Origin of the sequence: Psychrobacter lutiphocae DSM 21542, assembly GCF_000382145.1 — a bacterium.
In the GTDB taxonomy this organism is placed as follows: domain Bacteria; phylum Pseudomonadota; class Gammaproteobacteria; order Pseudomonadales; family Moraxellaceae; genus Psychrobacter; species Psychrobacter lutiphocae.
Window position 1 is genome coordinate 80,291 of sequence record NZ_KB907625.1, and the last position, 23,207, is coordinate 103,497.

Sequence of the window (23,207 nt, forward strand, 5' to 3'; positions counted from 1 at the left end):
TCATACCATTACCATAGTTAATGGCTGCTTGAGCGCCAACTGTCATTAGTGAACCAGCAGCTAATGCAAGTAGTGTTTTCTGTAATAGTTTCATTATTCTTCTCCTATTTAAGTATTCCTATAATCTATCTGGTACAGAGTTAACCGAATTTAGAAGTTAAGATGTATATGAGTTAAGAGATATAAACATGTGAATATAAGATAAACGACTAATATATAAGAAAGTACTTAAGCAGCTAGTATTTATTCGTCTATTTATCCATCTATTCGCTTATGCGTTTATAGCTATCTTACTCGTCCTTAACGTCATCCTCTGTCCTTGTTATGATTATATATTAACAAAGTGCTTTGTTAAGTGTGTGGTGATTTAATAGGTCAGTTGTTAAGTTTTGCAAAAAAAATAACGCTAATAAAAACATAAAGTTACGATGCTCCGGTTCTGGCTACAAGTTGCTACAATCAGCGCTGATTCGCCTCTTGTTTTATTATGTGTTATTAAAACCTCATGTGCGCACCAAGAGTAATTCCTGTGGCATCCGAGTTGCCTTGATCTGCCAAATTATCTATCTTTGGATACCAATCATATGCAATTTCTACTGAGGCATTTGGTGCCAAGTTATAGCCAAAACCTAAACCACCTGCAAGACCACTATCAGAGTAACCACCTTCATGTTGCCAATAGCGATAGGTTCTAGCATCAACCTTTACTTTGTTTTTGGCAACACCCACACGTCCTTTAACGTATACTGGTGTAGCTGGAAATAGATATTGTGCTGTACCATATATACCGTAAACATCCGCATGATACTCTGAGTGTCTAGAAAAATCACTTTGGTAATCTTCATCACTACTGCCTAGATATTCAGCTTCAATACCAAAGTTTGACGTGAACTTAGCACCGCCATAGACACCATAAGAGATACCTTTGTCTTCCGCATGATCTAGGTCATATTGACCAAACTTAATGCCAACATAAGGCTCAACTACCATACCATTGCCATAGTTGACGGCAGCAGTGGCACCAACGCTGACCAATGAACTCGCTGTGGCAACTGCAACAGCAAACAACGCTTTATTAAACATATCTATCCCTTAATACAAAAGAGGGCTGATAAAAAAGCGACCGCTACTGGGCAACGATCGCTTTTTTTATCTATACATCAGTGTTATAGATTAACCATGCTTAGAATTTGAAGTTAGCACCTAGTGTAAGTCCTTCTGCTTTTAAGTCACGTCCGTTATAACCAATATCTTTAACTTTTGGATACCAGTCATAAGCCAATTCAACTGCTGCATTTGGTGTGAAGTTATATCCTAGACCTACACCACCTGCAATGCCTGTATCAGATTCTGAACGGTTACTAACAAGCGTATTACCAGCAATCATTCTATTTTTCATTTTAACTTTGTTTTTAGCAACACCTACACGGCCTTTGGCATACATATTAGAGCCTGGGAATAGGTACTCTGCTGTGCCATATAAGCCATAAACATCAGCTTCGTATTTACTTCTGTTCAATGCGTTCTTAGCAAAGTCTTCTTTGTTGGTGGTCATATACTCCGCTTCAATACCAAAGATTGGAGTAAACTTGGCACCACCATAGATACCGTATGAAAAGGCTTCGTCTTTGGCTTTGTCTAAATCATACTGACCAATTTTGGCACCAATGTATGGTTGTGCTGTCATACCATTACCATAGTTAATGGCTGCTTGAGCGCCAACTGTCATTAGTGAACCAGCAGCTAATGCAAGTAGTGTTTTCTGTAATAGTTTCATTGTGCTTCTCCTTATGAAGTACGATTGAAATACAATTTTTGAAAAATGGTATTTTTAAAAAAAGTATCTTTGAAAATCAGTAACGTTAATTTCGTTGTTAATGTTAATTTTTAAAATTTTTACTAGTAGGACAAGTTAGCTGGCCTTGTGGCCGTCTTTAACTCTGTCCCTTATCCATGCTTATATAGTAACAAAATATTTCGGGCAGTCTGTCGCTGTTTGATAGGCTACAGGTTAACTTTTGCAAATTTTAGTTGTCTAATGGGTTACAAAGCCCAGTTTATGAAAACTTTTGTTACAATTAGCGGTTTCTGCAATGCAAGCGATATATTGCTAGCGCTTATTTGCCCAACGCTCCCCTGTTTTTCAAGGTTTTCTCTATATTTTCTATAAAACAAGCGATTTATACCAATAAAATAAGACCAATAAGGACAGAAGTTTATGAATGGACCCACAAGTTTTAGTGTCGCTCAGCAACTAGACACCCTAAAATCAAAAGATCAATATCGGCAACTACCGCCTGTTAAGCACCAAGATCAATGGATTATCCTAAATAATCAAAAACTGCTGAATATTTCGAGTAATGATTACTTGGGATTGGGCAACGAAACACAACTGCAGTCACAATTTTTGAGCTACTTACAAGAAATGCCAGATTCTGCAATACCCAAAATGGGATCAACTTCTTCGCGACTGTTAACTGGCAATCATAGCCAGTTGCCCTTACTTGAAGCCGAGCTATTAGACTGGTACAAGCTTGCCTTGCCTGATGCACAGCGGGGAACATCTAACAAAGCCGTATTGGTAGTCAACAGTGGCTACCATGCCAATATCGGTATTTTGCCCGCACTGGCCAAACTGCCTTTAAGTACCTTAATTTTGACCGACAGCTTAATTCACGCCAGCCTAATAGATGGGGTGCGTCTGATTGGTAAAAGTCATACCCATTGCCGTTATCAACGCTATCGCCATAATGACCTAACGCACTTAACCAGTTTAATTGAGCAAGCCGGCAATGAGGTTGAGCGTATTATTGTGGTGACCGAAAGCATCTTTAGTATGGACGGAGATCGCGCTGACTTAAAGGCGTTAGTCAATCTAAAAGCGCAGGATGCTCGCATTGAGTTGTATGTCGATGAGGCTCATGCCGTTGGTGTTCTAGGCCACAATGGACTTGGACTGGCAGAAGAAACCCAGACCTTAGAAGATATCGACTATATTGTCGGCACCTTTGGTAAGGCCTTCGCATCGATGGGCGCTTATGTGATTTGTGATGCGTCAATTCGAGAGTGGTTGGTCAATCAAATGCGTTCTTTTATCTTTAGTACCGCACTGCCCCCCATTACCCATTGCTGGACTCGTTTTATACTGGCAAAAATGTCTGAACTACACCCGTTACGCAGACACTTAGCTGACACCTCTTTACGTGTATCTCAGGCGATCAACAGCGACTCGTCTGTTAAGGCCTTATCTGTTAATACAGAGTATCAGTCGCCTATCATTCCTTATATATTGGGCGACAATGCCAGTGCGGTACACAAAGCTCAGGCACTACAAAAGGCAGGGTTTTATGCGTTGCCGATTCGCCCACCGACAGTACCTGAAGGTACCGCACGCATTCGGTTAGTAATGAATGCCAAGCTTAGCCATAAGGACTGTGACCGTTTGATTGAGCAGTTGTCTGCTTCTGTTTAAGTTCTGTTGTTGTTTAAGTGCTATTTCTGTTTAAGCTAAGCGCGCCTTCTTTCTTTTTAAATACAAAACTTTAACCCATAAAAAAAGACCGTACTCTAAGAGCACGGTCTTTTTGTTAACAACTAATCTAACTCTAAATTAGCTAATTACTTCTTATCGTCTTCATTCACTTCAGTGAATTCAGCGTCAACAACGTCATCGTCTGCTGCTGTGTCAGCTTGTGCACCAGCACCTGCTTGGTTAGGATCTACGCCTTCTGTGCCTTGTCCAGTGGCATAGATTTTCTGACTAACAGGTAAGAAAGCATTGTCTAGCGCTTCAAGCTTGGCCTTGATGTCATCGTGATCATCTTCTTTAGCAGCCAACTCTAGCTCACTGATAGCTGTTTCAACCGCAGTTTTCTCATCTTCAGTGACTTTATCCTCTGCTTCTTTTAGCGCTTTTTGGATCGCATGGATACGGCCGTCTGCTTCGTTACGCACTTGCGCTAGCGCTGCGAATTTCTCATCTTCAGCAGCGTTCGCTTCTGCGTCACGTACCATTTGTTCGATCTCTTCATCCGACAAGCCTGAGTCTGCTTTAATCTGGATGCTTTGCTCTTTGCCCGTACCTTTGTCTTTAGCTGAAATATTCATGATACCGTCAGCGTTGATGTCAAAGGTCACTTCAATTTGTGGGATACCACGTGGTGCTGGTGGAATATCCGTTAGGTTGAAGTTACCAAGCAATTTGTTTTGTGAGGCAACTTTACGCTCACCTTGGTATACCTGAATGGTTACTGCTGGCTGATTGTCTTCCGCTGTTGAGAATACCTGTGATTTCTTAGTTGGAATCATGGTGTTTTTCTCAATGATTGGTGTCATCACACCACCCATAGTTTCAATACCTAGGGTTAGCGGGGTAACGTCTAGTAGTAGAACGTCAGTTTTGTCACCAGACAATACCGCACCTTGAATCGCTGCACCAACGGCAACTGCTTCATCAGGGTTCACATCTTTACGTGGCTCTTTACCGAAGAACTCTTCCACTGTTTTTTGTACCAATGGCATACGAGTCTGACCACCAACCAAGATAACGTCGTCGATTTCACTGGCTTTTAGACCGGCATCTTCTAGCGCTACTTTACATGGCTCGATAGTACGTTTAACCAAGTCTTCAGTTAATGCTTCAAGCTTTGAGCGGCTGATGGTAACTACCAAGTGTTTTGGACCTGTCGCATCTGCAGTGATGTATGGTAGGTTCACTTCAGTGCTTTGCGCGCTTGATAGTTCAATTTTTGCTTTTTCCGCAGCTTCTTTTAGACGCTGCATCGCTAGCGCATCACCTTTTAGGTTGAAGTCTTGTTCTTTTTTGAACTCTTCTACTAAGAAGTCGATTAATGCTAGGTCGAAGTCTTCACCACCTAAGAAAGTATCACCGTTGGTTGATAACACTTCAAACTGCTGCTCGCCATCAACATCTGCAATTTCAATGATAGATACGTCAAATGTACCACCACCTAAGTCATATACAGCTACTGTACTATCACCTTTTTTCTTATCCATACCATAAGCAAGGGCAGCTGCCGTTGGTTCGTTAATAATACGCTTAACGTTTAGACCAGCAATTTTACCCGCATCTTTAGTGGCTTGACGTTGTGAGTCATTGAAGTATGCAGGAACGGTTACTACAGCATCTGTTACTTTTTCACCTAGATAGTCTTCTGCTGTTTTTTTCATTTTTTGTAGGATTTCAGCAGAAATCTGTGGTGGTGCCATTTTTTTATCATTTACTTCAACCCAAGCATCACCATTATCCGCTTTTACAATTTTGTATGGCACCATGCCAATGTCTTTTTGGACCACTTTATCATCAAAACGACGACCAATTAAGCGCTTAATCGCAAAAAGCGTGTTATTAGGATTTGTCACTGCCTGACGTTTTGCTGACTGACCAACGAGGATTTCACCATCTTTATAAGCAATGATTGATGGGGTTGTACGTGTACCTTCAGCATTTTCGATAACTTTAACCTTGTCACCTTCCATTACTGCGACACAAGAGTTAGTCGTACCTAGGTCAATACCGATTGTTTTAGCCATAATATAAAACTCCAGATTATTTATTGTTTATTTCTATTTAAGTTACATGTTAGCTATTAGCTTACTGTTCATCGTATATACCAAACCACTGTATCTACCAAAGTCATTGTATTTACTAAAATGTCGTAAGCCTTGCTTGTTGTCTTTATATATCGGTTTACTGCTAATATTTTTCAAGCCATATTTGGCTTAAAATCTATTTTTTTGTGTTTATTATGTATATTCAGGGCGTTATTGTGATGTTATTGACCCACTTTAACCATGGCTGGACGCAATAAACGACCGTTTAAGGTATAGCCTTTTTGAAGTACCTCACCTACTGTATCTGCTGGCGCATTTGGATCGATACCCACTGCTTCGTGGAACTCTGGATCAAACTTCTGTTGTACTGGGTCAACCACTTCAACGCCTTGCTTGTTAAGCACAGTTAAGAAAGATTTGTGAGTCAGTTTCACGCCTTGTAAGATGGCATCATCGGCATTGCTGTCATCTTCAACGCTAACAATGGCACGCTCAAGGTTATCCACCACCTCTAATAACTCTTTAGCAAACTTTTGTAGCGCAAATTTTCGACTTTTTTCCGTCTCTTGCTCCATTCGCTTCTGCGCATTATAGGCATCAGCATTGGCACGGGCTTGACCTTCTTTTGCTGCTTTTACCTCATCCTCTAATTGGGCAATACGTTCTTCATATACAGTCATATCTGTTTTTTCATTACCCGTTGCAAAGTCTTGATTTTCTTGAGTTTTATCTATCTGTTGTGCGTCATCAGTTTGCGCTTCATTTTGTACGTCTTGATCTAGTGCACTATCCACATTGGTGGCATTTTGTTGATTTAGCTCTTCATTACTCATGATATCTCCTTTAGGATAAGATAGGATATTGATTGATTTAGGACTTTATTTAGTTCGATGTCATTCAGATTGATTGAACCTTTACTAAACTTGATATTCTTGATACATATGTATTTTTTTTCTTATTATATGTTGTATGACGCTTTTTAATGTAAAACACTATTTATAACACTTACTGATTGATAAAGGCATTGATGAAAATTTCAAGTCTTTTGCACAAAGTTAACACAATCTATCAACAAGATTGTGGGATTGATAGCTTAATATAGATGAAAAGCTTCTTATAACCCGTCATATAGGACCCTTTATTTATGTTATCACCCTTGATATTTGCACGACCTTCTCGATCAGCTTGCCGCAGTCGTCTTATTAGGGGTCTGCTTGTTGGTGCGCTTAGTACCAGTCTCATAATAACAAGCTGTAGCGCACCCACAGATAACAACCAATCCGATTCAGGCTTTATTGTTTCAGATAACAAAGTTGTCGTTAATCACGACTTAATCCTTACTAGTATTCCAGAACGTTATCAGCCTAGCTTTAACTTAGAAGGCACGTTAGTACCCGCTTTGAGCGCAGATATTGAAATACCCTATACCCTACTTTCAAGTAGTTTGATGATTAAAGAGGGTGAGGAAGTAACCAAAGGGCAAGTGTTGGCTGAGCTTGAGGCCAAAGTTACAAAAAGTGAACTGCAAAACCTAGCCAGCGATATGGTAGATGTTTATGTTGAGGGAGTAAAAATAGAGCCTAAAAAAACACCTAGAAAATTAACCTTAACTAGAAAAACTGAGCCTCAAGTCGGTACTGATGTGGCAGAACAAACAACTCAGGCTCAACAATCTAACCAAAAAACCACTCAACACCCCTCAAGCGAAAAGAATTACGAGCAACAAGCTTCTGCTGAAGCAAGCTCTCATCAAACAACCAATAATCAAACGAATAATAGTAAGACCGAGCTAAAACCCTCCTTATCGGAACCCTTGGTTAGCGCACACTTAATTATAAAATCGCCTATCACAGGTAAAGTTACTCATATTAAAAATAGTGAGATGTTAACTACTAAGCCTAACTCTCAATCTAGCACTGAGCTTAAAGTTACTACTGATAAAAACCGCAATGCTAATGCTAATGCTAATGCTAATGCTAATGCTAATGCTAATGCTAATGAAAAGCTTAGTTCAGAAGAGAGTGTAGTCAACTACCCTATCATTCATATTGATAGCACTCACAACTTACAATTAACAGGAAAACTACCGATAACTGCCCAATCACAGCTATCCATAGGGCGCGCAGTGAGCTTTACTGTGTATGATTTACAAGCTGAATATGCTGGCCAAATCAGCCATATTATTCCAGATGCAGAGACAAATACCTTGACAGTACGTGCGTCACTGATTCAAGGTGAGCACAATAACAGCGACTTATTAGAGCCAGGAATGGGCGCCTCGATGCGGATTGAATATGGTCAAATCGAGCTTGGCGTGCGCCTGCCTCGACAAGCCATTCACGAAGCACTACTGGACAAGCTATCTGCCAAACACCCTCGCCCAACCAGCCCCATTAAAGGCTATGTGTGGATAGTGGAACAGGATCAATCTTTATCCTACAACCCTGTGCAAGTAGTGCAGTATTTTGCCGATTCTGATAAGTTTTTGGTCAGTGGTATCAATAATGACAGCTTGGTATGCTTAGCAGATTTACCTAAAACTGCTGCCGGAAAAATCTTAACGGTCGATTAAAACCAACCGACTTTGTTAGAACCGATACTGTTAGATTTAAGTAGATTGATGTTAAATTAATAGGCGTTAAATTAATAGGCAATAAGCCAATAAACATTGAGGGGTTTTGTGAAAAATCATTGGTTATTTTGGGGTTTTTGGGTATTGCTAAATGCCTTAGCCAGCTTTGTATGGGGTAACCTAGTGCTGGCTTCGAAGGTACCTGCGCTGCTTGGCATGCTCGCAGGTATTGCAGTATTTATTGTGGTTTACGGCCTAGTCGATGCCTATTTTATCAAGAAAGGCTATCTTAAACTGCATCAAGCGCTGCGCAGAAGTGTCTACATCAAAGCCGTCTTACAGTTGCTGAATATCTTTGTCATATTTGGTATCTCCATCTCGCTTGAGTTGTGGGCTGGCATTATTTCTGTCGGGATTACCGATAAATATTTAGGTATCAATCAAATGCTTCAACCCTTTGGGTTTGCCTTTATAAACACCTTGCTGACTGGCACGATATTATCATTGGTGGTGTCGGTATTAGCTGGGTTTATCTTGTTGCTGCGCCGTGGCAAAACGACTTGATGCTGACTGACTTGTGGATGCCTAACTTGCACCTGACTGGTTTGAGCTTAACTGATTTGAGCCTGGCTTGCTCGATCGTGACCTGCTAGAGCTTGGTTTGCTTGATATAGGCAGACTAGGTACACGACACGCCCCTGACTGACAGGCTTGCACTGCCGCCTTGCCATAAAACAAACTTAACAACCAGTTGGGGAACCGATAGCGGTTATGCGCAATCAATGGATAGCTATAATCGCCAAGTTGCTTAATCCCAGGTAAAGACAAAAATCTAGCCCAACGCGTCTGCGCCACCTTGTGCAACAGTCGGATGGCATCCATCCCAGTATACCAATTGTGTTGCCCATCCTGCACACAGATATAGGTCAATGCCTGCTCTCGGCTAAATCCACCTTGCTTTAACGCCTCCAATCCCAAATCTACGGGCACCAAATGGATGTCTTGTGGGCGATAGCGTTGCAGTTTATGCGCTTCATTAGTACACAGCAGACAAGCACTGTCATAATACATGGTCACCGGATAACTTGATTGCGTCTGTATTGCTTTGTCATTGATAATAATCATGGTGGATAACCTCCTGAATGTGATACAAGCTTTTTGCTCTATCTGCGCTCTATCTTTGCTCTACCTATTTAGTCCTTTGTATTTATCCTTTCTATTGAGTTTTTACTTGTTTCACGTGGAACGGTTCATCTCGATAAGCAAATATACAAATATAAAAAAACCAATATAAAAACAAACCGCTCTATGTTTCACGTGAAACCTTATTGGCGTATTGATTCCAATTTACTAAAAACTAAAAACCAAGCTCTGAGCCCTAAGCCAGCAAGCGCCTGCGAATTGGGCACTGGTTGTCTTTATTATTACTCTTATTGTTACTTTTATAGCAGCTTTGGCCAAACGTCTGCTGACACCATGCCAATACCTTGACAAAAAAACCTACGCTTAACTCTGTCACTTTCCTAAAGCTTGGCGTCACTCTGTGCTGAGTCAAGTGTGGCAACTTGGCATCCAACCTGTCGGCCAATTGTGGTAAATGATTGGTCGGAACGGCAGGGAATAAATGATGCTCGACATGAAATAATAGCCCAAAAGTAAGAAAATTAATTATCTTATTGCGCTCGGTGCGAGCAAGGCTATCTTCTGCATCATGATGCACGCCCCAAACGGCAATAATACCTACCAAGGCGTTTGCCAAAAACATCACAATCAAATGATAAGCGGCCACTTTTGCAACCGTTTCAATAGTTGCAACATTTGCAGAAATAACAGGCAGATCCATTGCCAAGCTCAAACTAGGGGTGATGGATGTAAATAACGGCATTAAAACAACAGTAACAATAAGCGCCAATGAGGTAATAACGGCCATGCCAATCAAGCCAAACTCTATCTTTGCTTTCAATCGGTTACGCTGATTGCTCAATCGAAAACCTTCACGATAAATAGCCAACCGATAACTGACGCCACCGATTAACGCCTGCCACCAACTTAGCTTTGCCAAATTGCCTTCAATATCCTCTTCCCCCAATGGGTCGCGATGGTGCTGCATATGGGTGGCCTTAATCGTATGCAAACTGGTTAACAACAATACGCTCATCAATATCAGTAACATACTGGTAGTGATTTTTTTCACCCCCAAGCTATAATGATAACCATCATGTGCCTGACGGAACGCTGAGGCAAAAAAGAAATAAGTCGCTAAGCAAGCCAAGACAAACCATGACTGACTTGCAAACCACCAAGACAATCCTAGAAATGGGAACGGCAAAATCAAATTGTAAGCCACTTGCCATTGGCTTAATTGACGCAAGTCCTTCCATTCGACTTGGGCAAGTGCTTGTCTGCGTATTTGTTTGTTGGCAACCTGTTTGTTGGTCAGTTGCTTGTTTGTCCGCTGGGCTTTGGGTTGTATTTGCGACTTGGCTTGCATGGGTATGTCCTTATAGTCATTGCCAATGTTGTCTTCATCTTTGTGTTGCCTTTATCTTGTCCTCGTCATCCTGATTATCAGCGACGATTTTTTTAATCGCTTTATTTCTTCTTATCCTCTTCTCTTCTGCTTCCTGCTTTCTGTTTGTCTTTTTTTCACCATCATTTGATATTGCACTTCATGTGTTAATCTAAGTCTCTTACTTTTCTTTTCCGTTATTTCTGTCAAAACAGAAATGGTTAGTTAAAAATTTTTCTCACTTGCCCTAACTTGAACCCAGTCAAATTAGGAACACACCCTAACTTAGTTTCTTTTTAATACGTGCGCCCAGTTTAAGTATCTTTTTTAAGGTGCTGGTCGGTAATTTGAGCATCTCTTGCGACCAAGTCGTTAGGGTATCGACAAACTCTTGCGTCTCTTTAATACGGCTTTGTACCTCTATACTCTCTTGTGCAAATTCAGGACTATCAATTAACAACTGTAAAAAATCAACTGTCGGTGCCAGCTCTCGCTTTTGACGCTCAATAATGATAATACGTGCCAACTCCCACACGTCGGTATGCGTGGTAAAGTGATCTCGGCGATCACCTAAAATAGACACCTTTTGTACCAAACCCCAGTTTTGTAGCTCTTTTAAGCTATTAGATACATTGGATCTCGCGACTCCCAACGTTTCGGTAATCTCTTCTGCATGCAATGGACGGCCGATAATATACAACAGCGCATGAATCTGAGACATGGTGCGATTCACGCCCCACTGCGTCCCCATTTCACCCCAATGCAATACAAATCTTTCTGTGGCTGGATTTAACGTCATCTAGGCTTACTCTTACTTTATATTGTTAATTGGCAGGTTTAATTAGCTGGTTTAATTGGCTGATGTGGATGTATGTACTTGGTTAGAACGAGCTAACCATTCACACAGTATGTTATTTTCAGATATTTCTGTCAAGACAGAAATTAAATAATATTTGTATGTTAACAGGCAAACAACAAATCACCTCGCAACTTCCTAAACTTCCTAAACTTCCTAAACTTCCTAAACTTCCTAAACTTCCTAAACTTCCTAAACTTCCTAAACTTCCTAAACTTCCTAAACTTCTCAACCTCTAAATTTCCAAACTTCTAAATTTCCAAACTTCTAATTTTCTAATTTTCTAATTTTCAAAAGAAGTTAACGTATCACCTGCCCACTGACGGCATCACGAATTTGACTGGGCAAGGTATAACCCAAAGTATCGCCCAGCAAATAGCCAGCCTGCTCACCAAAATACGCATACGCCTGCTCAAAATTTTTCGCTGGAGGCTGCCTAGATGGATTACAACTGGTCGATACAATCAGTCCATACGGATTGGTATCACTGACCATATTGGCACACAGCTGTATGATTTGCGGATGCTGAATCACCCGCACTGCAATGGAGGCATGCTTGCCCGTAACCCAAGTAGGAAATGAGTGTGGTGCCTTAGTCGGTAACGGCAATAGCCAAGTGTGGGCTTGTTTATTAACCCACCCCTCACCCAGCTGATGCGACTGCCAACTGTCAATCACTTGCTGACGTCTGGATTCTGTTAAGCCTGCCAACAAAGGGGCGATACGCTCAGCGCTGTCGGTAACCACGATCATACCTTTGTCTGCTGGGCGTTGTTTGATGGCTAGTATCTGCTCAACCGCTGCCTGATTGTAGGCATCACAACCGATACCCCAGACGCTTTCGGTCGGATAAGCCAGCAGTTGCCCTTGGTGCAGCCAATTTGCCGCCTGCTCACTTGAGTGAGTCACTTGATCCGTCATCGCCTTCATCTGTTTGTTAAAAGTCATGTTAATGTCGTTATGCTTATATCATTTAATAGAGAGTCAATCATTATATCGCTAAAAGGCTGATTGATTGTATGGCAAGCTAGTTGATTATAGGGATAAATGGTAAAGATGGGCTTGATGACCAGTAGAGGGTCAGATGCGCCGATAGCGCCCACCTGACTCTGCAATGAGCCCCAGCAGCTCGAGCTCGATCAGTTGCGTTAATAAAGCAGCGGTATCTAATTGCGTCTTATGCACCAGTACATCTAGATCTTGTGGTTCAAACTCAAGGTGCATCCACAGTGGTTGTAAGTGCTGAGCAATCTTCACTGGCTTTTGAGTGGTTAACACGGGCTTAGCTTTTGCTTTGATTTTAATACCACTATTAACTGCGCCTTCCTGTTGCGATTGACGCTTAAACAACGACCCTGATCGCTGAGTTTTCTGCTCGTTTTCTTGATTATTGATACGCCTGTTTGTCTGCTGATTTGGGGGGATATCTAACTGACTATCTAACTGACTCTCTGACTGCGTGTCTTGATAAGAGTTAGGCAGACTCCGAGTACTTGCATCGTGTGCAGCGTTGGACGTAGGTTGATAAACTGGCATCAATAACTGGCTGGATAAATCTGCTATTACCTGATCGGGATGATAGATCAAAGTTGCCCCTTCTCGAATCAAGTAATGACACCCCTCGGCATTGGCGTTATCAATACTACTTGGCAAAGCAAACACCTGCTTCCCCTGCTCTGAGGTTAATCTAGCCGTAATCAGTGAGCCACTTTGAATAGTCGCTTCGGTTACCACAGTACCCAAACTTAACCCTGCCACCAACCGATTGCGACGGGGAAAAGTGTGCTTATGCGGCAACGTCTTGGGAAACAACTCACTAATGATACAGCCGCCTTCTTGAATAATGCGCTCAAACAAATATTGATGCTGACTTGGATAACACACATCAATCCCTGTTCCCATCACCCCTATCGTCCGCCCTGCTGCCTCTGGTGCTTGCGCCAAAGCACCCAAATGCGCCTGGACATCGACCCCTTGTGCCAGCCCACTGGTAATCACAAACCCAGCTTGCGCCAGATATTGCGCCATATCAAAGGTAAACTTTTGTGCCTTTTGACTGGGTTTGCGACTGCCGACAATGGCAATTTGTGGTTGCTGTAAACGACTTAAATCACCCCGATAAAACAGTACTGGCGGTGGATCAAACAAATCAAGCAGTTGCTGTGGATAGCCATCTTCACCTTGAAATACGAGCTGAAACTCATTATTAGCAAGCTGCTTTTCAAGCGTCTCAACAAAGGCACAATCACTACTGTCAGTAGCCTGCTGATGACGCTCAACATGCTTATGATGAATACCAAGCTGCGTCCACTGGCTGGCTGTCGCTTGCTTGGCCAGAACCGCTGAACCAAAGTGCTGTTGCAGCTTATAAAACGCAGATAGCGAGGTATTTACCCGCTGCCAGATAACGAGCACTGCCTGTTGTTCTGCTGTTAACAGTTGCCCATCCGTGGGCTTGGGTATTGGTATCATAGACAGTGCGCCTTGTTATATCCGTTTATATCAGTAGTTTAATTGCTCTTTGTTGTATGCTTCTTTATTTCATCTATTACAAAATACTAAAAAAGATAACAAGTCCCCCTTTTTCAGTTTAGAAAATCATAAATTTTCTCTTGCGTCGGGGCAAAGCAGTGCTTTGCTTTATCTCTCCTCAAGGATTTAGGGGGATTTCTTCCAAAAAATCCATCCCCAGCCCTTCCTTTGAAAAAGAAGGGAGTCACACCATATAGCTATACAGCCTGTATACTAAATTGAGATTAGTGTATTGCCATCGAAGTCCTTCTGACTCAATCATCCTTACTTGACCAACCTCACACTAAATACTACATGAATATCAGTAATACTCATAGCAAACATTAATTTTATTTAATTTTTTGTTTCTGTCATATCTAATGTACTACAAGCACAACTTGTAAGTTAAATATTACCAAGCTTTACACTTAATTTAAGGCTTTATTTATTGGCTTTTTTTCTTTATTCTCATTTACGATTTGTTGCTTACCAACTGACGCTTCAGTCTATACTTTCAATATCCTTAATGGTATTATGGAATTAAAATAAAAAGTCTTTAACTGACTGATATTATTTGTTAAATAAGTGGTTTTTAATATAAAAACACCCCTGCATTAATTGAACAGCTTCTTATCCTATGCTGTCGATTTGCTAATATGTTTATGTGGAAAACATTCAAGTTTTAGCGGCAGTTTTTGTCATTAACGCTATTAGTAATTTTGTTATTGAGGCCAATATAAGGCCAGACCCAACCCAACTTGTTATTATCACAATATGAATAAATAGGTAGGTGACCTATGGCAAATGCAAATCAAAACAACCCCAGAAAAGAGGTAACCTATGCCTTAGTGGGTGTTGTGGCTTTTTTAGTACTGGTATTAGTCGTTGCCTTATCTGGATATATCCGTCCAGGTGGACAAACAACGGTAGTGGCCGCCAATGATGAAGATGGCAGCAATACCGAGGCGACCCAGCAAGCACCTGAGCCCATTGTCAGCGTGCGTGATGAACCCATTGAGCCGATCACAGTGGAAGCTGTGACTGAGCCAAAAAAGGTAGAACTGGGTAAAATGCTGTGGTTTGATACTCGTCTTTCTAAATCTGGCACACTATCATGTAACAGCTGTCACGACTTGGCAAAAGGCGGTACAGACAATATCCCAACGTCTGTCGGCTACAATTGGGCAGAAGGCCCGATCAACTCACCTACGGTACTTAACAGCCGCTACTCGCTGGCTCAATTCTGGGATGGTCGAGCCAAAGACTTAATGGAACAAGCCGGTGGCCCAATCGAAAACCCACTAGAGATGGCATCTAGCCACGAGTTTGTGGTTGAGGTGCTTAATTCAATCCCAGAGTACAAAGCCTTATTCCACGATGCCTTTGGTACTGAAGACGATATTAATATTGATCAAGTTACCAGTGCCATTGCCATCTTTGAAGATACGTTAGTCACGCCAAACTCACGCTTTGACAAATGGCTAGGTGGTGATGACGACATCCTAACCGCACAAGAATTAAATGGATATAAATTATTCAAAGACAGTGGTTGTATCGCTTGTCATAATGGCCCTGCAGTCGGTGGTGGCTCGTTCCAGAAGTTTGGTGTGTTTGAAAAATATACCACCCAAAACTTAGCCGAGGGTCGCTTTGCGGTCACTGGCAAAGATGAAGATAAGCACCTGTTCAAAGTACCAACATTGCGTAACATCGACTTAACCTATCCGTACTTCCACGATGGTCAAGTTAATTCGTTGGCAGATGCAGTCAATATTATGGGTAAAATCCAGTTAAATCGTGAATTTACTGCTGAAGAAACAGCAGATATCGTTGCCTTCTTAAAAACCTTAACTGGTGATCAACCTAAGATTGAACTGCCTGTTTTACCACCTTCGAACGAGAACACGCCTAAGCCAACACCTTTTGTCAAACAAAGCTAGGCTATACAAAGTTATACCAAATCTGAAAATTAAGATATCGAGGAAAAAGAGTGCAAACGCTACAAGTAGTAGGTTTAGCGAGTTTGACAAAGATAGGTTATTTTTCAGAAAAGGTATTAGAATGCGTATTTGAATAACAATTAAGCAAGCAAACAAAAAAAACCAGCGATCAATTCGCTGGTTTTTTTTTGGCTTAGAGAAATTATGTAAGCAGATTAAAACTTATGTTAAACCGGTGTGACCACCTTTTTAATCTCATTTGCAACTAAGCTGGCATCATTATCCAATACCGTCACATGCTGCTCTAGGCTCTCGATATCTTTGGTATGTTCAGGACGCTCAATGTCCTGCTCTGATAAAGAGTCACCAACTGCCTCAAAGATGGTCTCTGAGAACTTAACCGGCAACGCAGTCTCGGCACAGATAATCACCTCACCCTCTTTTTGTAACTCACGTGCGACTTTAATACCGTCAGCAGTATGCGGATCTATCAAATCATTATAGGTTTCATAAACGTCTTTAATAGTATTTAAACGGTCTTGATGAGTTGACTTACCTGCCGCAAAGCCATAACGGGTATTCACCGCTTCAAGCACACCTGACAAGTCAAAGCCGTTACCCGCCTTCACCCCATCAAACAACTCATGCACACGCTTACTGTTTTTATCCAATAACAAATACACAAAACGCTCAAAGTTTGACGCCTTCGAGATATCCATAGATGGGCTAGAAGTCACATAAGTTTTATCCGCTGGACGTGGGGTATAGACGCCTTGATTAAAGAAGTCGTTTAGCACGTCATTTTCATTGGTTGCGACAATCAGACGGTCAATCGGCAGACCCATCTCACGGGCAATATGACCGGCACAGATGTTACCAAAGTTACCCGAAGGCACGCAGAAACTGACCTTTTCCTCATTGCTGTTCGTTACAGCAAAGTAGCCCTTAAAGTAATACACGATTTGAGCCAATATTCGCCCCCAGTTAATTGAGTTCACCGTACCCAAGCTGTATTTGGCTTTAAAATCAGCATCTTGTTGCAACGCTTTCACGATATCTTGGCAGTCATCAAACATGCCCTTAATCGCAATATTATGAATATTAGCATCGGTTAAGCTATACATCTGCGCCCGCTGAAACTCACTCATTTTGCCATATGGCGACATCATAAATACTTCAATGTTCTCTTTACCACGTAGCGCATATTCTGCCGCACTACCGGTATCGCCACTGGTTGCGCCAATAATGGTCAAACGCTTGTCTTTTTGCTTTAACACATACTCAAAGGCATTACCCAAAAACTGCATCGCCACGTCTTTAAATGCCAGCGTTGGCCCATTTGACAGACCTAAGATATACAAGTCATCTTTTAGCTGACGCACCGGCACAATCTCATCGCTACCAAACACTTCTTTGGTATAAGTACGCTCGATAATGTCTTTTAAATCGGCCTCATCAATATCGGTCGCAAACAGGCGCATAATCGCAAACGCCAGCTCCGGATAGCTCAAACCACGCCACTCATCCAAAGTCGCCCCATCAATCTGCGGATAGCTCTCAGGTAGCATCAAACCACCATCTGGCGCCAGCCCCATCAACAACACATCGCTAAATTCCATCGGCTCAGTCTGACCACGTGTACTGATATATTTCATATCTCGTCTTATCCTGTCAAAAGATTACATAAATTTTTATAACAAAAAGAGTATCATATTTTGAGAGATAAGCCATATTAAATAAACGGTTTATTGGTTTTTGTGGTGGGGTATGTGATGCTTTTTTTACTTTTATGGGAGCTAATCCCGCTTTTCGCTACTATCTGTCCGTCATACCGAGGCATTCGCTAAGCGATGCGCTGTCTCTTACTTCGTGAGCCACCGCATCGCAAGCGCATGCAACTCGTTCTGCCAGACAGTATATCCGCTTCAATCGGGGCTAAACCGCGCCTCCAGTTGACGTTTACAGTAATTACAAGCATTTGCTTAAGCTATGAAATCTTAAAAAAAAAGTCTTGAATCTTAAGTTCATTATTATGATAAATAAGCGAGAATACGTAGGTAATACCCTCATAGGTATAACTCATTAGATACTGTGGTTTAACTTCATCGCCTGTTTCAAAAATAGACACGTTTTCTACTTTCGACCAATCATGGCTAGGTGTACCAGACCAACTTATCGGATAATAGTAGTAAACGGTTTGAGGATCATCTTGTAACCAGTAGCGATTAAATATTTGTCGCTTCTGCTCAAGATAGTTATCCATTAGTGTTCTATCACTTTCTTCTTTCGCCATTTCATTTGCTATTTTCACTTCAACAACATACAACTCATCGAAGTATTTTTTAATAAACTCACTGACCATTTGCTCATTACTGTTGCCACGATATACAGACGTATTCAGCCTATCTATGATTTCAGTTGCCAATTGACCGCCTTCACTTTCTAAAAGCTCTTTTTCATAGTCAGCCTCACTATTACCAGCGAATGCTACTGATATACTGCTGATAGCTATTAGCACCAATAAAACCTTTAACACCAATAAAGTCTTATTAATGAATTGAAGGTTAAAGCTGAATATTTTTTTTGAAAAGTAAGCGTGCATAGCACCCCTTAATGATTATTTTTTCACGCACACTACACAACTGAATTGTTAGCCATACAATTAAATGATATAAATAGGCTATTATAGTCAAAGAAGTCTAAAATAGTTACAACACAACCGAGCCTAAGCACCACAAATGTAGACTTAGCAAGGTTAATACAGTAACCGATTAATCGTTCACTGACTATATATATTTCTGGCTGATAAAACTGTCAGTTCAGTATAGACACTCAATTTAACCACTTAACCATTTATCATAAGGGTATAACACCATGGCAGATATCGAAATCGAAAAAGAACACAACTTTGACTTTAATACCGCCCGTGAACAAGCCAAAAAATGGCTAGAAAGCGCCAAAGATAAATTTGGTATCGAGGCCAACTATATCGAAGGCGACAATGAAGACCAAGTAACAATTACTCGTAAAGGCATCGATGGCAAAGCCACTTTGGATGCCAACAAAATACGTTTTGAAGCCACTTTAGGCTTTTTGGCTAAGCCATTGAAAGGCAAAATCAAAGAAGCGCTAGATTCAGGGTTAAGCAAATACTTCAACTAATCCATTGTAAAGCGGATTGGTCATGTTTTGACTAGGATTTATAGCACACAAAAGCCCAGTTCTAAGTTAGCACCGGGCTTTTTTTTTCAAACCTTTTTAGATACTTAAGTTTAGGTATTTAAGTTTGGGTACTTAAGTTTAGATACTTAGATTTAGGAATTCAGGCTAAAATTAACTTAAAACTCAACCACCTTATCCACCACAAACTGATGTGAGGCATCGCCATCTTTTAAACGATAGCTGATCTGGCGAGTTTTGCCAGTAAGATTGGCATTGGTATCACCGTCCAAATATAGCTTAAACTGTCTGACCAACTGATTGTTGTTAATAGCAAAGCCATCATATCCCATATAACCTTGGCTTAGCTGAGCAGATAACTCTGGGAAATAGACCTCACCCCATGTCTGCACTTTATTTTGAGATGGCTCACTTGCAAAAGCAATCACACCACCGTAGGAGCCACTGCTAACCTTAGCAGAATACTTACTCTGATTTAGCGTCGTGGCATATTGCGCTTGTCGTAACTGACTCAAATTAACAGCAACTTAATATACAATCCCACTTTCCAACCTTTTTTTAACCTTGCTTTTTAATAATGGCATAATAAAAGCCATCTCCACCTGCTTGATCCTGCTCATTTAACGGCAAGCACTGACGGCCAATTACCTGTTCAATCCCCCAGTTGGTTTGCCTATCATCAAACGGGAGTGCTACTGCATCCTTATGACGCTCAAGAAACGCTTGCATTTGTTCCACGTTTTCTTGCTTTAATATCGAGCAAGTCACGTATAACAAATGACCACCCACCTTCAATTGTGGCCATAAGTTGTCTAAGATTTGCTGTTGTAACTGTGCGGTATATTGCACATCTTCTTCAGTACGCAGTAAGGTAATGTCTGGATGACGGCGAATAACGCCTGTTGCAGTACAAGGCGCATCTAGTAAAATAGCATCAAAGCCAGTCGACTCATCACCCGCCTCTTTTACCGCTATTGCCTGCCACTTAGTCGCATCAACACACTCGATTTCCAAATGCAGTTTGCTATTGACCACGGGCGCTGGCAGTTGCAAACGCTCTAAGTTTTCAAAGATACGGGTAATACGATTGGGCTCGTTATCAATGGCAAGCAGGTCAACTTTACTAAGACTAGCCTCTTGATTATCCGACTGTTTCACGTGAAACAGTCCAGTCTGCTCGCTTTCTTGCACACCCAATAGTTCTAGCCAATGCGCCAGTTTACCGCCTGGTGCCGCACAAGCGTCAAGCAAGCGTATATTCTGTTTTGGATTGGCACTAGCTGCCTGTTGCAGCAGCGCATCGATAATAGGTGCTGCCAGTTGTGCATGCGCATCTTGGACACTGGCAATGCCTTCTTCAAACTCAGGCAGGCGACTGACAGGCACGCTATCGACCAGCGCAATCGCATGCTGTTTAATCTCAATACTATTTTCAATACCGTCCAATTTAATAGCTGTCTCGAGTGACACCAGTTCGGCTGAAATTTCTTCTTCTGCAAGCTGTTCTAGATAGCTTTGACTGTCGGTTTGCAGAGCATTTACCCGCAAAAACATCGGGGCTGACTGACGCAGACTTTGAGTCAATTCATCATATTGCTCACGCCAATCAGCTTTTAACTGTTGTGCTAACCAGTTTGGCAAGCTGTGGTTTTTATTGGCTTTTTTACGGAATTTATGGGTATTTTTTGCCACTTTGCGCAAGATGGCATTGACCAGACCTGACGCACGCGCAAAGTCGATGTGTTTCACCGCCTCGACCGTTTCATGAATCGCAGCATGGTCAGCGACATTGAGATACAGCAGCTGGGTAATCCCCAATTGAATGGTGGTGCGCACTTCGATTTCATCAATTGGGTTGTCTGCTAGGCTGTCTAGTAGACGTGCGGTGGCGTGCCAATGCCGTAACGTGGTGAGTAATAAAGCGTGCGCAAAACCTTTATCATCGCCATTGATGCCATTTAATAACGGATCTAACAAGCTACTTAATGACTGCCCTTGTTGGATGGATAATAAGGTATTGATGACGGCGACACGGACGTTTTTTTTATGCTGTGGAACATGGTTTGGTTGACTGCTCATTGATGGCCTAATTTGGATAAATTAATTGGATGACAGGTTGAAACTTAATAGACACCTCCCCCTTTCATCAAAGGGGGATTTGAGAGGGTTTAATTTAAATTACTGACTTTGTGGCACAAACTGATCGTTATCATTCAACTGATTGCCGTGACAAACTTGCTCAGCATTGACAGGCTTACTGCCTGCAAACTGTAACTTAGTGAGACGCAAGGTTGTATTTTCTGCATCAGCATCCGACTCTGGCTTGCCACAAGCCACCAAGATAGCATTTCTACCGACACTAATCACCGTACCTGGCACAACAACGGTCGTTTGTGACGGATTTACTGGCAATGCTGCCAATACTTTCACCCGTTTTGGCTCGCTGTTATTGGTTGAGTCCGCCAAAAAGGTATAAGCCCCTGGATAAGGATGCATGCCACGTATTTGACGCTCAATAAGCTCAGCAGGCTGCGACCAGTCGATTTCACCCTCAGATTTACTTAACTTTTCTGCATAATTGGCCAAGTTATCGTCTTGTTGTTCAGCCCTTGCTTGATAGTAAGGCAAGTCCTTTAAAACAGTGACAATGGCTTTAGCACCAAGTGCTGCCATTTTGTCATGCAAACTAGCTGTAGTCTCATCAGCCGCAATGTCATAGGCCACTTTATACAGCATATCGCCGGTATCTAAGCCCTTATCCATCTGCATAATGGTAATGCCAGTTTGCTTATCGCCAGCCAATAACGCACGGTGAATCGGCGCTGCCCCACGCCAGCGTGGTAATAAGGACGCATGGATATTTAGGCAGCCATGAGTCGGCGTATTTAACACGCCTAGTGGTAAAATCAATCCATAAGCTGCCACTACCATCACATCTGGCTGATAACTGGCTAAGGTATCACGAGCTACCTGCCCTTCTGCCACTGACTTTTTAAAAGTTAATGGCTGCTCAACTACAATACCATGCTCAAGTGCCAACTGTTTCACAGGAGAAGCGGTTAGCTTTTGACCACGCCCAGCTTTACGGTCTGGTTGGGTATAGACTGCCACTATCTCTATATTTAGCGCCTGTTGCTGCTCAATGAGCGCTTGCAAACTGATGGCAGCAAACTCAGGCGTACCTGCAAAAATAACACGCTGTTTTTGCGTGTTTTGATCACTGTTTGTCATAATTTAAAGCCCTTTTTTGTAATATCCGTCACTTAAACCTTAAAAAATAAGTCGTAAATCATACTTGTACGCACCTCTACTCACCTTTATTCGGCTTCGGTACTGTTTAAATGCTCAAGATAAACTGTTTAAACGCTCAAGATAACGGGCAATCAAATCCACTTCAATATTCACTTCACCATCTACTTGCCAGTGACGACCAATATTGGTCACTTCCGCAGTATGTGGAATAATATTTAAACAGACAATATTATCTTTAACTAGGTTGGTGGTTAAGCTAATCCCATCTACTGTAATAGAACCTTTGGTGGCAGCATATTTCTTTAGCGCATCAGGAATGGCAATTTCAATATAAATAGACCGTGCATCTTCACGCATCACTTTGATTACACCCACATCATCTACATGACCTGACACCATGTGCCCTCCAAAACGGGTTGTTGGTAGCATGGCTTTTTCTAAGTTCAAGGTGTCGCCTGGTTGCCAATGCTTCATGGTGGTTTTTGCTAAAGTTTCACGTGAAACATCTACTGCATAACTATTATCTGTCATATCTATTACAGTGAGACAAATACCATTACTGGCAATAGAGTCACCTAGTTTCACATCACTAAAATCTAAGTTATTGGACTCTATTGTTAAACGAACATCTCCTCCTACCTCTTCGATAGATTTTAAAATACCCGTACTTTCTATTATTCCTGTAAACATAATGACTCCTATTATCTTCTCTGTTAATGGCTATTTTTCTGTTACTTATACATTAATACTTAATTAAAACAACCTGTGGATAACTTTTAAATTACCAACAAACACACCGTAAGCAAAGGGATT

The 23,207-nt window shown here is 41.6% G+C and carries 20 protein-coding genes and 1 pseudogene; 5 read left to right on the forward strand and 16 right to left on the reverse strand.

All coding sequences use genetic code 11. The features are described 5' to 3' along the window. From H140_RS16190 to H140_RS0102580, 3 genes and pseudogenes are all read right to left on the reverse strand, one after another. A pseudogene (locus H140_RS16190) lies at positions 1 to 94 on the reverse strand (porin family protein); the annotation flags it as partial. A 401-nt stretch (positions 95 to 495) separates the two neighbouring features. Next, complete coding sequence (locus H140_RS0102575) at positions 496 to 1,083, reverse strand: porin family protein (RefSeq protein WP_019672094.1); 588 nt, start codon at positions 1,081 to 1,083, stop codon at positions 496 to 498. 100 nt (positions 1,084 to 1,183) lie between these two features. Then, positions 1,184 to 1,777, reverse strand: a complete 594-nt coding sequence (locus H140_RS0102580) for a porin family protein (protein ID WP_019672095.1) — start codon at positions 1,775 to 1,777, stop codon at positions 1,184 to 1,186. 441 nt (positions 1,778 to 2,218) lie between these two features. On the opposite strand from H140_RS0102580, the gene H140_RS0102585 reads away from it, so the two are divergent. Then, positions 2,219 to 3,472 carry an 8-amino-7-oxononanoate synthase gene (locus tag H140_RS0102585; RefSeq protein WP_019672096.1) on the forward strand — a complete coding sequence of 418 codons (1,254 nt, stop codon included), beginning with the start codon at positions 2,219 to 2,221 and terminating at the stop codon, positions 3,470 to 3,472. A gap of 146 nt (positions 3,473 to 3,618) precedes the next feature. On the opposite strand, the gene dnaK is transcribed toward H140_RS0102585, so the two are convergent. Beyond that, positions 3,619 to 5,553 carry a molecular chaperone DnaK gene (gene dnaK, locus H140_RS0102590; protein ID WP_019672097.1) on the reverse strand — a complete coding sequence of 645 codons (1,935 nt, stop codon included), beginning with the start codon at positions 5,551 to 5,553 and terminating at the stop codon, positions 3,619 to 3,621. Positions 5,554 to 5,795: 242 nt separating this feature from the next. Further along, positions 5,796 to 6,407 carry a nucleotide exchange factor GrpE gene (gene grpE / locus H140_RS0102595; RefSeq protein WP_019672098.1) on the reverse strand — a complete coding sequence of 204 codons (612 nt, stop codon included), beginning with the start codon at positions 6,405 to 6,407 and terminating at the stop codon, positions 5,796 to 5,798. A 311-nt stretch (positions 6,408 to 6,718) separates the two neighbouring features. Between grpE and H140_RS0102600 the strand changes: the two genes are divergently transcribed. Further along, positions 6,719 to 8,146: an efflux RND transporter periplasmic adaptor subunit gene (locus H140_RS0102600; protein WP_019672099.1), complete on the forward strand. Its 1,428-nt coding sequence runs from the start codon at positions 6,719 to 6,721 to the stop codon at positions 8,144 to 8,146. A 108-nt stretch (positions 8,147 to 8,254) separates the two neighbouring features. Beyond that, entirely contained in the window at positions 8,255 to 8,710 is a 456-nt protein-coding gene (locus H140_RS0102605; protein WP_019672100.1) for a hypothetical protein, read from the forward strand. A 21-nt stretch (positions 8,711 to 8,731) separates the two neighbouring features. On the opposite strand, the gene H140_RS0102610 is transcribed toward H140_RS0102605, so the two are convergent. The 5 genes from H140_RS0102610 to dprA all read right to left on the reverse strand — a co-directional run bounded on the left by H140_RS0102610 (position 8,732) and on the right by dprA (position 13,983). After that, entirely contained in the window at positions 8,732 to 9,271 is a 540-nt protein-coding gene (locus H140_RS0102610) for a thiol-disulfide oxidoreductase DCC family protein (protein ID WP_019672101.1), read from the reverse strand. A gap of 253 nt (positions 9,272 to 9,524) precedes the next feature. After that, complete coding sequence (locus tag H140_RS13730; protein WP_019672102.1) at positions 9,525 to 10,637, reverse strand: fatty acid desaturase; 1,113 nt, start codon at positions 10,635 to 10,637, stop codon at positions 9,525 to 9,527. A 298-nt stretch (positions 10,638 to 10,935) separates the two neighbouring features. Next, entirely contained in the window at positions 10,936 to 11,454 is a 519-nt protein-coding gene (locus tag H140_RS0102620; RefSeq protein WP_019672103.1) for a GbsR/MarR family transcriptional regulator, read from the reverse strand. 357 nt (positions 11,455 to 11,811) lie between these two features. Then, entirely contained in the window at positions 11,812 to 12,441 is a 630-nt protein-coding gene (locus tag H140_RS0102625) for an L-threonylcarbamoyladenylate synthase (protein WP_026348775.1), read from the reverse strand. A gap of 150 nt (positions 12,442 to 12,591) precedes the next feature. Continuing rightward, the gene (gene dprA / locus H140_RS0102630; protein WP_019672105.1) at positions 12,592 to 13,983 is read right to left on the reverse strand and encodes a DNA-processing protein DprA; all 1,392 of its coding nucleotides are present in this window, start codon (positions 13,981 to 13,983) and stop codon (positions 12,592 to 12,594) included. 836 nt (positions 13,984 to 14,819) lie between these two features. On the opposite strand from dprA, the gene H140_RS0102635 reads away from it, so the two are divergent. Continuing rightward, complete coding sequence (locus H140_RS0102635) at positions 14,820 to 15,962, forward strand: cytochrome-c peroxidase (RefSeq protein ID WP_019672106.1); 1,143 nt, start codon at positions 14,820 to 14,822, stop codon at positions 15,960 to 15,962. Positions 15,963 to 16,189: 227 nt separating this feature from the next. Here the strand turns inward: H140_RS0102635 and thrC are convergent, their stop codons facing one another. Continuing rightward, positions 16,190 to 17,617 carry a threonine synthase gene (gene thrC, locus H140_RS0102640; protein ID WP_019672107.1) on the reverse strand — a complete coding sequence of 476 codons (1,428 nt, stop codon included), beginning with the start codon at positions 17,615 to 17,617 and terminating at the stop codon, positions 16,190 to 16,192. Between the two features lie 332 nt (positions 17,618 to 17,949). Then, on the reverse strand, positions 17,950 to 18,480 hold the full coding sequence (locus H140_RS0102645; protein WP_156819054.1) for a hypothetical protein: 531 nt from the start codon (positions 18,478 to 18,480) through the stop codon (positions 17,950 to 17,952). A 356-nt stretch (positions 18,481 to 18,836) separates the two neighbouring features. Between H140_RS0102645 and H140_RS0102650 the strand changes: the two genes are divergently transcribed. Beyond that, on the forward strand, positions 18,837 to 19,124 hold the full coding sequence (locus H140_RS0102650) for a polyhydroxyalkanoic acid system family protein (protein ID WP_019672109.1): 288 nt from the start codon (positions 18,837 to 18,839) through the stop codon (positions 19,122 to 19,124). A gap of 176 nt (positions 19,125 to 19,300) precedes the next feature. Here the strand turns inward: H140_RS0102650 and H140_RS0102655 are convergent, their stop codons facing one another. From H140_RS0102655 to H140_RS0102670, 4 genes are all read right to left on the reverse strand, one after another. Then, positions 19,301 to 19,657 carry a hypothetical protein gene (locus tag H140_RS0102655; protein WP_019672110.1) on the reverse strand — a complete coding sequence of 119 codons (357 nt, stop codon included), beginning with the start codon at positions 19,655 to 19,657 and terminating at the stop codon, positions 19,301 to 19,303. Positions 19,658 to 19,700: 43 nt separating this feature from the next. Next, positions 19,701 to 21,221, reverse strand: coding sequence for a transcription antitermination factor NusB (locus tag H140_RS0102660; protein ID WP_019672111.1), 1,521 nt, complete (start codon positions 21,219 to 21,221; stop codon positions 19,701 to 19,703). A gap of 99 nt (positions 21,222 to 21,320) precedes the next feature. After that, complete coding sequence (fmt, locus tag H140_RS0102665; protein WP_019672112.1) at positions 21,321 to 22,373, reverse strand: methionyl-tRNA formyltransferase; 1,053 nt, start codon at positions 22,371 to 22,373, stop codon at positions 21,321 to 21,323. A gap of 114 nt (positions 22,374 to 22,487) precedes the next feature. Then, entirely contained in the window at positions 22,488 to 23,084 is a 597-nt protein-coding gene (locus H140_RS0102670) for a riboflavin synthase (RefSeq protein ID WP_019672113.1), read from the reverse strand. Positions 23,085 to 23,207 lie beyond the last annotated feature (123 nt).

What these genes read in the sequence shown, in the direction of transcription:
- H140_RS0102575 (WP_019672094.1), bottom strand. Translation starts at nt 1,083, where the DNA reads ATGTTTAATAAAGCGTTGTTTGCTGTTGCAGTTGCCACAGCGAGTTCA.
- H140_RS0102580 (WP_019672095.1), bottom strand. Translation starts at nt 1,777, where the DNA reads ATGAAACTATTACAGAAAACACTACTTGCATTAGCTGCTGGTTCACTA.
- H140_RS0102620 (WP_019672103.1), bottom strand. Translation starts at nt 11,454, where the DNA reads ATGACGTTAAATCCAGCCACAGAAAGATTTGTATTGCATTGGGGTGAA.
- H140_RS0102600 (WP_019672099.1), top strand. Translation starts at nt 6,719, where the DNA reads ATGTTATCACCCTTGATATTTGCACGACCTTCTCGATCAGCTTGCCGC.
- H140_RS0102625 (WP_026348775.1), bottom strand. Translation starts at nt 12,441, where the DNA reads ATGAAGGCGATGACGGATCAAGTGACTCACTCAAGTGAGCAGGCGGCA.
- dnaK (WP_019672097.1), bottom strand. Translation starts at nt 5,553, where the DNA reads ATGGCTAAAACAATCGGTATTGACCTAGGTACGACTAACTCTTGTGTC.
- thrC (WP_019672107.1), bottom strand. Translation starts at nt 17,617, where the DNA reads ATGAAATATATCAGTACACGTGGTCAGACTGAGCCGATGGAATTTAGC.
- H140_RS0102635 (WP_019672106.1), top strand. Translation starts at nt 14,820, where the DNA reads ATGGCAAATGCAAATCAAAACAACCCCAGAAAAGAGGTAACCTATGCC.
- H140_RS0102610 (WP_019672101.1), bottom strand. Translation starts at nt 9,271, where the DNA reads ATGATTATTATCAATGACAAAGCAATACAGACGCAATCAAGTTATCCG.
- grpE (WP_019672098.1), bottom strand. Translation starts at nt 6,407, where the DNA reads ATGAGTAATGAAGAGCTAAATCAACAAAATGCCACCAATGTGGATAGT.
- H140_RS0102585 (WP_019672096.1), top strand. Translation starts at nt 2,219, where the DNA reads ATGAATGGACCCACAAGTTTTAGTGTCGCTCAGCAACTAGACACCCTA.
- H140_RS0102660 (WP_019672111.1), bottom strand. Translation starts at nt 21,221, where the DNA reads ATGAGCAGTCAACCAAACCATGTTCCACAGCATAAAAAAAACGTCCGT.
- dprA (WP_019672105.1), bottom strand. Translation starts at nt 13,983, where the DNA reads ATGATACCAATACCCAAGCCCACGGATGGGCAACTGTTAACAGCAGAA.
- H140_RS13730 (WP_019672102.1), bottom strand. Translation starts at nt 10,637, where the DNA reads ATGCAAGCCAAGTCGCAAATACAACCCAAAGCCCAGCGGACAAACAAG.
- H140_RS0102670 (WP_019672113.1), bottom strand. Translation starts at nt 23,084, where the DNA reads ATGTTTACAGGAATAATAGAAAGTACGGGTATTTTAAAATCTATCGAA.
- H140_RS0102650 (WP_019672109.1), top strand. Translation starts at nt 18,837, where the DNA reads ATGGCAGATATCGAAATCGAAAAAGAACACAACTTTGACTTTAATACC.
- fmt (WP_019672112.1), bottom strand. Translation starts at nt 22,373, where the DNA reads ATGACAAACAGTGATCAAAACACGCAAAAACAGCGTGTTATTTTTGCA.